At 65.1% G+C, this 12,959-nt stretch carries 7 protein-coding genes; 6 read left to right on the top strand and 1 reads right to left on the bottom strand.

The annotated features are described in order from the left end of the window. The first annotated feature begins 39 nt into the window (after window positions 1–39). The 5 genes from LPA45_RS31360 to LPA45_RS31380 all read left to right on the top strand — a co-directional run bounded on the left by LPA45_RS31360 (window position 40) and on the right by LPA45_RS31380 (window position 10,534). A complete protein-coding gene (locus LPA45_RS31360) occupies window positions 40–2,244 on the top strand; it encodes a type I secretion system permease/ATPase (protein WP_317923108.1) in 2,205 nt (734 codons plus the stop codon). Further along, window positions 2,228–3,610: an HlyD family type I secretion periplasmic adaptor subunit gene (locus LPA45_RS31365; RefSeq protein ID WP_317923078.1), complete on the top strand. Its 1,383-nt coding sequence runs from the start codon at window positions 2,228–2,230 to the stop codon at window positions 3,608–3,610. The genes LPA45_RS31360 and LPA45_RS31365 overlap by 17 nt, the downstream gene beginning before the upstream one ends. Window positions 3,611–3,699: 89 nt before the next feature. Continuing rightward, a complete protein-coding gene (locus tag LPA45_RS31370) occupies window positions 3,700–7,965 on the top strand; it encodes a VCBS domain-containing protein (RefSeq protein WP_317923077.1) in 4,266 nt (1,421 codons plus the stop codon). 211 nt (window positions 7,966–8,176) lie between these two features. Then, entirely contained in the window at window positions 8,177–9,517 is a 1,341-nt protein-coding gene (locus tag LPA45_RS31375; protein WP_317923076.1) for a TolC family outer membrane protein, read from the top strand. A 654-nt stretch (window positions 9,518–10,171) separates the two neighbouring features. Beyond that, entirely contained in the window at window positions 10,172–10,534 is a 363-nt protein-coding gene (locus tag LPA45_RS31380) for a hypothetical protein (RefSeq protein ID WP_367395329.1), read from the top strand. A gap of 227 nt (window positions 10,535–10,761) precedes the next feature. On the opposite strand, the gene LPA45_RS31385 is transcribed toward LPA45_RS31380, so the two are convergent. Then, window positions 10,762–12,204, bottom strand: coding sequence for an anion permease (locus tag LPA45_RS31385; RefSeq protein ID WP_317923075.1), 1,443 nt, complete (start codon window positions 12,202–12,204; stop codon window positions 10,762–10,764). A gap of 107 nt (window positions 12,205–12,311) precedes the next feature. On the opposite strand from LPA45_RS31385, the gene LPA45_RS31390 reads away from it, so the two are divergent. Continuing rightward, window positions 12,312–12,950, top strand: coding sequence for a 2Fe-2S iron-sulfur cluster-binding protein (locus LPA45_RS31390; RefSeq protein ID WP_317923074.1), 639 nt, complete (start codon window positions 12,312–12,314; stop codon window positions 12,948–12,950). Window positions 12,951–12,959: the final 9 nt, after the last annotated feature.

The following is a 12,959-nucleotide window of genomic DNA, read 5'->3' on the forward strand; positions in this document are numbered from 1 at the left end:
TCGCGGCGCGCGCGCACGCTGAGGCGCGAGACCCAGGCCATGCACGCCGCCACCATCCCTGCGCGGGGGGCCGGGGATACCGGCTGGAACTTGCCGGATCCGCCATGCCGCGACGCGCGTCCGGACGATCCGTTGCTGGAATGCCTGCTCTGGCTGGCCCATCACTTCCACCGGCCGGCGTCGGCCGAGGCGCTGCTTGCCGGCCTGCCGCTTGTATCCCATCGCCTGACCCCGGCTCTATTCGCGCGGGCGGCCGCTCGCGCGGGCATGTCAGCGCGGCTGGTGCCGCGCAAACTCGAAGAGATTCCTGATCTGGTGCTGCCCGCGATCCTGCTGCTCGACCAGGGACAGGCCTGCGTACTGCTGCGCCGCGGCGAGGCGGGCACGCTGATGCTGGCGCTGCCCGAGTGCGGGAATGGCGAGCAGGTTGTGCGCACAGAAGACCTGCTGGACCGCTACTCGGGCCATGCCATCTTTGCCCGGCCTGCGCATCGCATGGATGCCGCGCACGATGGCGCGCACGATGGCGCGCCGCCTTCGCCCCGTGAATGGTTCTGGGGTGTGATGCGCCAATCCTGGCCGGTTTATGGCGAGGTAATGGTCGCCTCGCTGCTGCTGAGCCTGTTCGCGCTGGCCATGCCGCTGTTCACCATGAACGTCTATGACCGCGTGGTGCCGAATCATGCGCTGGAGACGCTGTGGGCACTGGCCATCGGAGTGGGGCTGGTGCTGCTGTTCGAACTGGCGATGCGTACGCTGCGTGGATATTTTGTCGACGTGGCGGGCAGGCGCATCGATGTGACGGTTTCCGCAACGGTGTTCGGCAAAGTGCTGGGCATCGAGATGAGGTCAAGGCCTGCATCGGTAGGCAGCCTTAGCAGCCAGTTGCACGAGTTCGAGTCGGTGCGCGATTTTCTGACCTCGGCCACCATCACCACGCTGATCGACCTGCCGTTTGCCGCGGTCTTTATCGCCGCGATGTTCTGGGTCGGCGGCCCGCTCGCCTGGGTGCCGCTGCTGACGGTGCCGCTGGTGCTGGGCGTCAGCCTGGCCTTACAAGGACCGCTGTCGCGCGCGGTGCGCGCCAGCAGTGCCTGCGCGGCGCAGCGACAAGCTGCGCTGGTGGAAACCCTGGTCGGGCTCGAGACGATCAAGACGGTTGGCGCCGAAGGTGCCGCCCAGCGCAACTGGGAGCAGGTGGTCGGGCAGATGGCAAAGCTGGGCCTGCGGGCACGGTTGCTGTCAGCGTGCGTGATCAACGTGTCCCTGTTCGCGCAGCAGGCCGCCACGCTGGTCGTGGTGGTCATTGGCGTCTACCTGATCGCCGAAGACCGGCTCACCATGGGCGGCCTGATCGCCTGCACCATCCTGGCCGGGCGCGCGCTGGTGCCGCTGTCGCAAATGGCCGGGCTGACCACGCGTTACCATCAGGCGCGCACCGCGCTGGCCGGCATCGACCGGATGATGGCATTGCCCGTCGAGCGCGCGCCCGGCAGGCATTTCGTGCACCGCCCGCCGTTGCGCGGAGAGATCGAGTTCCGGCAGGTCAGTTTTCGCTATCCGGGACGCGATGGCGCCGCCTTGGACGGCGTGTCGTTCCGCATTGCCAGCGGCGAGCGCGTGGGCGTAATCGGCCGGATCGGTTCGGGCAAGACCACCATCGAGAAGCTGATCCTGGGCCTTTACGCACCGGAGGCTGGCTCGGTTCTGGTCGATGGCGCAGACGTACGCCAGCTTGATCCCGCAGCGCTGCGGCGCGATATGGGCCACGTGCCGCAGGATGTGATGCTGTTCAGCGGCACCGTGCGCGAAAACATCGTGATGGGCGCACCGTATGCCGACGATGAGGCGGTGCTGCGCGCGGCGAGACTGGGTGGCGTCAGCGACTTTATCGATCGCCTTCCGGACGGTTATGACCTTCGGCTAGGCGAGCGCGGCGAAGGCCTGTCAGGTGGGCAGCGCCAGGCCATCGCGATCGCCCGGGCGGACCTGCTGCAACCGCCGGTGCTGCTGCTGGATGAACCCAGCAGCGCGATGGACAACCGCACTGAAGAGCAGTTCAAGGCACGGCTGTCCGCAGCGTTGGGTGGACGCACGCTGCTGCTGGTGACGCACCGCGGTTCGCTGCTGAGCCTTGTCGACCGCCTGATCGTAATGGACCAGGGCCGCATCGTCGCGGACGGGCCCAAGGCCGATGTGCTGAATGCGCTCGCGGGAAGGAAGCTCCATGTCGCCTCTGCCTGAGACCCGGGGTCTTCTGCGCCGCCTGACCGCAGCGCTGCGGCCGCACGCGGACGACACCGCGTTCATGGACGAGCGTGAGGCCGCAGCGGTGGCGGGGCCACGCTGGTTCACGCACTGGATCTTGTTGTGCGCGCTGCTGTTCGTGGTGCTGGCGCTGGCATGGGCCGCGCTCGCGCGCGTGGACGAAGTGACGGTGGGCGAGGGTAAGGTGATCCCGTCCAGTCAGGTGCAGGTGGTGCAGAACCTCGAAGGAGGCATCGTCGCCGAGATCATGGTGCGCCCCGGTCAGGTCGTGAACAAGGACCAGCCGCTGATGCGCATCGACGATACCCGCTTCACTGCCTCGTACCAGGAGGGCCGCACCAAGGACGATGCGCTGGTGGCGCGCATCGCACGCCTGAGCGCCGAGGCCGCCGGCACGGTGTTTGTCGCCAGTGCGGCCGCCGATGCCGACAGCCGCCGCTTCGTCGCTGAGGAACGCTCGCTGTTCGAATCACGCAAGCGCGCGCTCGAAGCCAATCTGGCCGTGTTGCGCCAGCAGTCAGAGCAACGCCGCCAGGAACTGACCGAGAAGCGCTCGCGCGAGCAGCAACTGCGGCAGAGCCATCGCCTCGTGGCGCAGGAGCTGGCGATGATGCGGCCAATGGTCGCGCAGGGCGTGGTGTCCGACGTCGACGTGCTGCGGCTGGAGCGGCAGACCAACGACCTGAAGGGCGAGCTCGACGCCACGCGGCTGGCCATGCCGCGCCTGGAGGCGGCTTACCGCGAGAGCCAACAGAAGCTTGACGAGGCGGCCACGCATTTCCGCGCCGAGGCCATGCGCGAACTGAACCAGGCCAAGGCCGAACAGGCTGCGCAGAGCGCCACCAACACCGCGCTGCAGGACCGCGTCGACCGCACCCTGGTGCGCGCGCCGCTGGCCGGCATCGTCAAGCAACTCAAGGTCAATACCGTGGGCGGCGTGGTGCAGCCCGGCATGGACCTGGTGGAGATCGTGCCGCTGGAAGACACGCTCCTTGTGGAGGCGCGCGTGCGCCCAGCCGATATCGCCTTCCTGCGCCCGGGGCAGCCGGCGGTGGTCAAGCTGTCGGCCTATGACTTCTCGATCTATGGCGGCTTCCCGGGCACGGTCGAACATATCAGCGCCGATACGCTGACGCCGGAGCGCCCGGGCGAGCGGCCCGAGAGCTACTACCTGGTACGCGTGCGCACCCGCGACAACCGGCCCGGCGGCAGCGCCGTGCAGGTGCCCATCCTGCCCGGCATGGTGGCAACGGTCGACGTACTGACTGGCCAGAAGACGGTGCTCCACTACCTGCTCAAGCCCATCATCAAGACTCGCGAACTGGCGTTCCGGGAACGATAAGCGCAAAGGGAAATGCGCACAGCCTGCGTACAAGCACAACCAGCAAGAGACGGCTACCGGGCCGGCATTCAGGACGGAGAGAGGAAACCATGGCAACACTGACGGGCGGCAACGGCAGCGACAATATCATCGGCACCAATTCCAGCGACACCATCCTGAGCGGCAACGGCAATGACTATGTCAGCGCCGGCGAGGGCAATGACTACGTCGACGCCGGCAACGGCGACGATATCGTCGAAGGCGGTGACGGCAACGACACCCTGCTGGGTGCGAATGGCAAGGACCGCGTATTCGGCGGACGCGGCAACGACAGCTTGTCGGGCGGCAACGGTACCGATGCGGTCTATGGTGGCAGCGGCGACGACGTGATCGGTAGCCTCGATGGTAGCTCTGCGCTCTACACCGGCGACAACGGCGGCGATATCCTCTATGGCGACGGCTTCGACAGCTACGCCAATTATCAGCTTGGTCGCGGCCATGAGTCGGCGCAGCCCGGAAACGACCGCATCGCTGGCGGAAATGGCGATGACCTGATCTACGGGGACAACGGCAACAATGTCGCCGTGGGCGGCGACGACATCATTGCCGGCGGCAACGGCAAGGACACCATCTATGGCGAAGGTGGCAACGACACCATCGGCGGCGGCGGCGGCGGGGATTTGCTGAGCGGGGGCGCAGGCCGCGATGTGTTCATCTACAACGCCGTGCTGGATTCCTCTACTGGGGGCATGGATGTCATCACCGACTTCCAGCGCGGTACCGACCGTCTCGACCTGCGGCCAGTGTTGGGCCAGACCGGCTTCGAATGGGGAGGGCGCACGCCGACGGCTCAGGGTGCCTGGTTCGGGCAATCGGGCGGCAATACCTATGTCTATGTGGATGTCGATGGCAATCCCGCCACGGCGGAGATGGTCATCCAGCTCAACGGCCTGCATGAACTGGCCAAGACCGATTTCGCCGGCTACGACAACCATGCGCCCACTGCCGCGGCAGATACCCATCGCATAGGCGAAGACAATCATCCGAATCCGATTACCGGCAATGTGCTGTCCAACGACAGCGATGTCGACGCCGGCAACGTGCTGGCGGTGGCCAATCCCGGCGCCTATGTCGGCCAGTACGGCACGCTACAGATCAACGCCGATGGCAGCTACAACTACACTCTGGACAACAGCAATGCGCAGGTGCAGGCACTGCGGCCGGGCGACCATGTCGACGAGGCTTTCAGCTACAACGTGACCGATGGGCAGGCGTCGGCGTCGTCGACGCTGAGCATCCGGATCAACGGCGCCAACGACGTGGCCGCCATCCACGCCTCGGCGGGCGAAGATACGTTGGTGACTGAGGCTGGGGGGCTGACCGACGCCGTTACCGGCGATCCTTCGGCTGGCGGCAAGCTAACGGTCAGCGATGTCGATACCGGTGAGGCGCATTTTGCCGCAGCGCCGCCGGACAATCTTGTTGGGCACTACGGTACTTTCACTTTCGACACCAACACCGGCGCCTGGACCTACACGCTCGACAACAGCAAGGCTGATGCACTCATTGCGGGCCAGCAAGCCAGCGATTCGCTGACGGTGGTGTCAGCAGACCAGACCGCACAACAGACCATCACGGTCAACATTACCGGTGCCAACGACCACGCCACCATCACAGCATCGACGAGCGAAGACACGTTGGTGACGGAAGCCGGCGGCCTGGCCAACGTCATGGGCGGCGACGTCTCCGCCAGCGGCACGCTGACGGTCAGCGATGTCGATGCTGGTCAAACGCACTTCGCATCCGTGCCGACCAACAGCCTGACGGGGCAGTACGGCACCTTCACCTTCAACAGCAATACCGGTGTCTGGACCTACACGCTCGACAACGGCAAGGCCAATGCGCTGACGGCGGGCCAGCAGGCCAGCGATTCGCTGACCGTGGTTTCAGCAGACCAGACCGCACAACAGACCATCACGATCAACATCACCGGCGCCAACGACCACGCCACCATCACGGCATCGACCAGCGAAGAGACGTCGGTGACGGAGGCCGGCGGCCTGGCCAATGCCATAACCGGTGACATCTCGGCCAGCGGCACGCTGACCGTCAGCGATGTCGATGCCGGTGAAGCTCATTTTGCCGCTGTCCCGGCGGAAAGTCTTGCCGGAAACTACGGCACTTTCACTTTCGACAGCAACACCGGCGCCTGGACCTACACGCTCGACAACAGCAAGGCCGATGCGCTCATTGCGGGTCAGCAGGCCAGCGATTCGCTGACAGTGGTGTCGGCCGACCAGACCGCCCAGCAGACCATCACGGTCAACATCACCGGTGCCAACGACCACGCCAGCATCACGGCATCGTCCAGCGAAGATACGTCAGTGACGGAAGCCGGCGGCCTCGCCAATGCCATAACCGGCGACGTATCCGCCAGCGGCACACTGACCGTCAGCGATGTCGATGCTGGCCAGGCGCACTTCGCGGCGGTGCCGGCTGCCAGCCTCACAGGCCAGTACGGCACCTTCACCTTCGACAGCGGCACTGGCGCCTGGACCTACAAGCTCGACAACGCCAAAGCGGAATCCCTGACCACGGGACAGCAGGTCACCGATACGCTGAGCGTTAGCTCCGCAGATCTCACCGGCAGCCAGACCATCACCGTCAATATCACCGGCACCAACGATGCCGTCGTCAACACCGTCCCCTTGGCGCAGTCCGTCAGCGAGGACACGTCGCTGGTCTTCAGCAAGGTCACCGGCAACGCCCTCGGCATCTCGGACGTGGACAACGGCAGCCACACCGTGACGCTGACCGCCACCGCCGGCTCACTGACGCTGAGCGGTATTGCCGGACTACAGTTCCTTGCAGGCGACGGCACGGCGGACAGCACCATGGTCTTCACCGGCAGCGATGAGGCGATCAATGCCGCGCTAGACGGACTGCGCTTTACCGGTAACAAGGACTATGCGGGCGGTGCGTCGCTGCAGATCCAGACCAGCGACGGCACTGCCATCGATACCGACACGGTGGCGATCACGGTCAATCCGGTCAACGACGCACCGGTTGCCGCGGCGGACGTGGTCTATGTCTCGAACAATACCAACGGCATCCTGATCCCGGTCAGCGCCTTGCTTGGCAATGACGGCGACGTCGATGGTCGGGCCTTGTCCATCACATCGCTGAGCTCGGCCGCTGGCGCGGTCAGCAACCTGAGGTTCGCCCCCGGGAGCAATAACAGCTACGTCATGTTCGACGCCGACAACTCGCCTTCTGGCAGCTTCAGCTATACCGTTTCGGATGGCGCGGGCGGCACCAGCACGGCCAACGTCATCGTTAATGTCTCGTCGACGAATGGGGCGGCCACGGTGTCCCTGGCGAGCCAGAGCTACCAGGCCTCCTACCTGGATGGCGGCAGCAACAGCGATGCGTTGACCGGCGCTGCCAGCAGTGACGCCTTCATCGGCGGCGCTGCCGCCGACACGCTGCTGGGCGGCGCTGGTGACGACGTGCTGCGCGGGGGCGCCGGTGACGATACGCTAAACGGTGGTGACGGCATCGACATGCTGGACTTCTCCGATGCCACCGGTGGGGTGACCTTCACGCTGACGCAGTCGGGCAGTAACACGGTCGTTAACCTATCCGGTGTCGACCTCGGCAGCGACAGATATAGCAACATGGAGGGCGTGATTGGGTCGGGCTTCAATGACACGCTGAGCGGCAGCTCCGCCAATGATGTCCTACGTGGCGCTGCTGGCAACGATACGTTGGATGGGGGTGCCGGCATCGACCTGCTGGATTTCACCGATGCCACTGGCGCGGTCAGTTTCACGCTGGTCCAGAGCAGCAGCGTCACGTCAGTCAACCTCAGTGCGGTCGGACTTGGTACCGACGGCTATAGGAACATGGAAGGCGTGATTGGCTCGGCCTTCAACGACACGATCACTGGCTCGGGCGGCAACGACGTGCTGCGCGGTGGCGCGGGCAACGATCAACTGGCCGGGGGCGCGGGCAATGACTTGCTTGTTGGTGGCGCCGGGGCCGATACGCTGTCCGGCGGCGCCGGCGCCGATACCTACCGCTTCCTGCGTGCCGATGCCGCGTCGGTGGATACGATCACCGACTTCGACCGTGCGTCCGCGGCTGCCGGAGGCGACGCACTGGATCTGTCCGACCTGCTGTCGGGCGTCAGCGTGACCACTGCCAATGCAGCGCAGTTCGTGCGCCTGTCCGAAGTCGACGGCAACACCGTCGTCAGCCTCGACCGGGACGGCAGTGGTACCGGCGCCGCATTCCAGGATATCGCCGTCCTGCAGGGCGTGGTGGGACTGGACCTGAATACGCTGCTGAGCAACGGCAATATCCACACGCCCTGACGCCGGCCTCCGGAGAGGGCAATCCAGGGGAATGACAGAAAGACGACGAAGAGGGGAAGAAAGTCGAGGTCAGAAACAAGGAAGAACGACAAGCGGAAATGCAGGACGGCAGCACACTGCCGGCGCATTGAAACAACCATAATAAACGGGTAGGGCACCGCGTTGCGCAGCGCCGTTTGCGCGAGCGCGGTGTACCCGATCTGGGGGAAGCATGACGACGAGATGGTGCCGGCTGGCACCCGTACTGCTATGGGCAGCCATTGCGGTGCCGCATCACGCGGCAGCGCAGCCACTGCCGCAGGCAGTCGAACAGGCCGTGCACACCAATCCCGAAGTGCTAGCGTCGGGCAGCCGCCGGCTGGCCGCTGATGAGGGGTTGAAGCAGGCGCGCGCCGGTTACCTGCCACGGGTCGATGTCAACGCCGCCACCGGCCGCGTGCGCTTGGACAGCCACAGCACCCGGGTCACCGGCCTGTCGGACTCATCGTATGCCCGCCATGCCGCCGACGTCACGATCACGCAGATGCTGTTCGACGGCTTTGGAGTCAGCAGCGACGTGGAACGCCAGGGCGCCCGGATCGATGGCGCTGCGTACCGCGTCGGTGCCACCGCCGAAGATATTGCGCTGCGCACGGTTGGCGTCTATGTGGAGGTACTTCGTCGTCAGGAGACCGTGGCGATAGCCGAGGCTAACCTCGAAGTCCACCAGCACATCCAGGACCAAATCCGGCTCGGCGCCGACAATGGCGTTCTGCGCCGCGCCGATCTATACCAGGCCGAGAGCCGGCTGGCGCTGGCGCAAGCCAACCTGCGCGCCGAACAGGGCGCACTGCAGGACGCCGTCGCGGCCTTCCTGCGTGTGGTCGGCGCGCCGCCACAGCGCTTGACCCGGCCGGAATCGCTAGCTGCCGTGCTGCCCGCCACAGAGCCCGAAGCGCAGCGAGTGGCCAATGCCAGCCATCCCGCACTGGGCGCCGGACAGGCCGATATCGCTGAAGCCCAGGCTGCCCGCTCGCTGGCCCGCTCCGCGTTGTGGCCACGACTGGACCTGGAGGCCACTGCGGCCCGCGATCGCGATCGCGTGCTGGGCACCACTGATGAGCGCAGCGTGATGCTGCGCGTGCGCTACAACTTGTTTCGCGGCAACGCGGACAAGGCCCGCATCAACGAGGCCGGCTACCAGATTCAGGAAGCCGAGCAGAACCTGGAGCGGCTACGCCGGCAGGTGCAGGAAGGTGTGTCGCTGGCTTATAACGCCTACCGGACCGCGCAGGACCGGCTGGTGAGTTTGCAGCAATACGTGCAGGCCAGCGACGCCACGCGCGTCGGCTATCGCAAGCAGTTCCGCATTGGGCAACGCAGCTTGCTCGATCTGCTCAATGCCGAGAACGAGTACTTCAGCGCACGCACGGCCTATGTGACCGGCCAGTACACCGAACTGGCGAGCCAGTACCGCATCCTGGCCGGCATGGGGCTGTTGCTCGCGACACTTCAGGTGGCGCCGCCCAGCGAGGCGCTGATACAGGCGGGAATGCGCTCGGGCCCGCGATAACCCATGCGCCGGGCTCAGCAAATGCTCATAAAGGCGCCCGAGTCTTGCGGTGATACCGCTTTAGGTTGCTTGACTTTCACCCAGTCGGGCGACCGCACGCCGGACCAGGTACTTGATTTCGTACAGCCACCCAGGCTCGAGTGGGCGTCGCCCCTCGCTCGCAGAGTGCTTGTGGCCGCGCGAATGAAGCCTGCGCCTCACTACCGGAATTGAGGATCCCGGCCTTGAGTCTCGCACCAGATGCCTTGCCGCTAGATCCTTCTGTGGCGACGAAGGTTACCTGCCCCCCGGTGAACGCGGCCGCGGTGGTGGAGCCGAATGCGTAAGCTCAGTTTCAGGAGCCGGCGCATCACCGGGTCAGATTCGAGACCGATGGCGCACGAATACTGCGGAACTCGCCCATGCGGCCCTAGAGAAGAAGCAGCGCCTCCGCCTCGTCAGCGGCGTCACAGTGCGGGCCCTGCATCCGTCGCGCCACGTGTAGGTGTAGGGTGGCACTAAAGAGGTTCGTCGCACTGCCAGATGCCTTCCAACACTCCACGTCGCGTTGCGTTCCGCCACGCCGAGGTCATACAGACCATCCCGCCCGGAAACCCGGCGTTTGCGCGGCCACCTCGGCAGTCTTCTGGCTATGTTTCACAACCGGCACGCTCCATGCGTCTGTTCAGTCGAGCACGGCAACATGCTCGATTGAAAACCCACTCATTAATTCACAGCCAGGAGAAACCAGCGCTACAACTTCGGAGCAGGGGTCAGCTTGGCCAGCGGTGTCGCAGGCGGCCCGTGCGTCCGCAAGACACCCGCGCCACTAGGCTACTGACCATGGAAGGCGATCAAGACGCCATTTCCGGCTGCGGGCAGGCCCACCCGGCGCACGGTCTGTGCCACGGCATTGCGGCACGGGACAAGCGATATATGACGGCGCGCCGGTGCGGCAACTATGATCTTTTCTCTGGCACCCGATGGCACTCCGAGATATACCCTGGCATCCGTGCCCTGACACGACAAGATACCTAGCCGCGGCTTAGCGCGACGACCGCCCCGCGGGAAAATTTCGGTATTGTTGTCAGGTTCCAGTCCCTGAGCGTCATGATTTGCCAGCGCGCTGATCGCATGGGAAGGCGCCAGCTGAAGCCAATGATGAATCCCCGACTTCGCGAAGCGTTCCGACATGCAGGCGGATCGGCGCTTGTGGCCCTCGCGGTGGAGGGAAGTGTGGCGCAGCGTGGATCGGGCGATCCGTTTCAAAACAGTAGCGGCACGCCGATCATCAGGAATACGGCGATGAAGATGACGCCAAAGATTGCGCCAAGCCTCCAGTAATCGCCGGCAGGGAGGTAGCCGCTGCCGAAATAGACCGGGCTGGGCCCGGTGCCGTACGGTGTGAGGATGCCCATCAGGCCCAGCGTGAGGGCGAGCATCAGCGCAAACGCTTCCATTGGCATGCCGGGAATGGTGGAGCCGACGCTGAGCATGACCGGAAGCATTGCCGTCGTATGGGCGGTGACGCTGGCGAACATGTAATGCGTGAAGTAGAAGACCAGCACCAGGATCACTACCGCCGCCAGTGGCGGAAAGCCGCTCATGTGGCCTGCCATGGTGTCGGAGAACCACTTGACGAAGCCGGTCCGGCTCAGGCCGTCCGCCAGCGCGATCAGTGTCGCAAACCAGGCCAGGGTGTTCCAGGCCTGCTTGTTGGCGAGCATGTCGTCCCAGGTCACGACACCGGTCACAAGCATCAGGCCAATGACCATCAGGGCCGCAGTGGTCGCATTGACGTGCTTGTCCCCGAATATCCACAGCGCCAGGGCGATCAGCACCAGGACCCCGAGCAGAAGCTCGCGCCGGCTTGGCGGGCCCATCTTCTGGAGTTCTTGCGCCGCCCAGGCCGGCACTTCGGTGCCTTCCTTCACTTCCGGCGGATACAGCAGGTACGCGAGCAGCGGCACGGCCAGCAACAGCAGGATCCCCACGGGCGCGAAGGCCATGAACCACTGCATCCAGCTCAGGTCGACCTGGACCGTCTTGCGGATCAGCTCGGCGGCGAGCAGGTTGGGCGCCAGCGCGGTAAGGAACATCGAACTGGTCACGCACGTGGTGGCGATCGCGGTCCACATGATGTACGACCCGATCCGCCGCGCCGACGGATCGTTCGGCTTCGAGTCATAGAGCGGCGGCAGGTTGCGGATCACGGGAAAGATCGTGCCGCCGCTGCGCGCCGTATTTGAAGGGGTGAAGGGCGCCAGCAACGCATCGGCCATCATCACCGCATAGCCCAGCGTGAGCGTCTTGCGGCCCATCGCCCGCACCAGCAGCAAGGCGATGCGCCTGCCCAGGCCGGTCTTTTCGTATCCCAGCGCGAACATGAAGGCGCCAAAGATCAGCCACACCGTGCTGTTGGCGAAACCGGAAAGCGCCCAGGCGAGGGCGGCGTTCGCCGGGTTGAAGCCAGGCTTCGCGAGCTGCTCGGGACTGTAGAACACCCATTCGCAGAAGACCGTCACGACGGTCACGGCGATCAGCCCGATGGCCGCACCGGGAATGGGCTCAAGCATCAGCCCGACAATCACGCCAATGAAGATGGCGAAGTAGAACCACGTGTGCTGTTGTAGTCCCTCTGGGGCGGGGGCCAGCGCGACCAAGATCGCTGCAATCACCGGCGCAAGCGGCTTCCACATCGTCTTCATGCGACTTCCCCTAGGCAAAGACCTTCGGTGTGCTATGGTTTTTTATATGATCTTTTCGCACATGGCGCCAGTGTGCATTTGGCGTCCCCCATACCACAGAGTGCACAATGGTACGTCTGAGCGTGGAAGGGCGGCAGCTCGAAGCACCGGCAAACTGCTCCATCCTGCAAGCCTTCCTGCACGCCGGGGAAACGCTGGTTGAAGGCGTGGGCTGCATGGGCCAGGGCGTGTGCGGCTCGTGCCGGGTCATGGTGCGCCGCAGCGGCGAGCCGGAGGTGCGCACGGCGCTGGCCTGCGAGACGCTGGTCGAGGACGGCATGCAGGTCGCGTTCCTGGACTACTTCACGGCGTCGGAGCGGCACGTTTATCGCATGGAGGAGGTCGGCGAGAGCTGGGACGTGTTGCAGACGGTCTCCACGGTATTCCCCGAGGCCGCCCATTGCCGCCACTGCAGCGGCTGCGACCGCGCTTGCCCGAAGGAACTGGCGGTCCAGCAGGGCGTGCAGTTCGCGGTGGAAGGCAAGCTGACCGCCGCCAGCCAGGTCTTCGACGAATGCGTCATGTGCAACCTCTGCACGCTGGCGTGCCCCGAGCATATCCGCCCCAACCATCTCGGCCTGTTCGTGCGGCGCATGATCGCGGCGCAAACACTGCGGCCCGCAAACCTGATGCTGCGCCTGCAGCAGATCGAAAGCGGCGCGATGACGATCGACTTTGACGCGCCCGGCGCGCAGCCGCCGGGCTGACGGGGCAGA

Origin of the sequence: Cupriavidus sp. Agwp_2 (genome assembly GCF_040784895.1) — a bacterium.
GTDB lineage: Bacteria > Pseudomonadota > Gammaproteobacteria > Burkholderiales > Burkholderiaceae > Cupriavidus.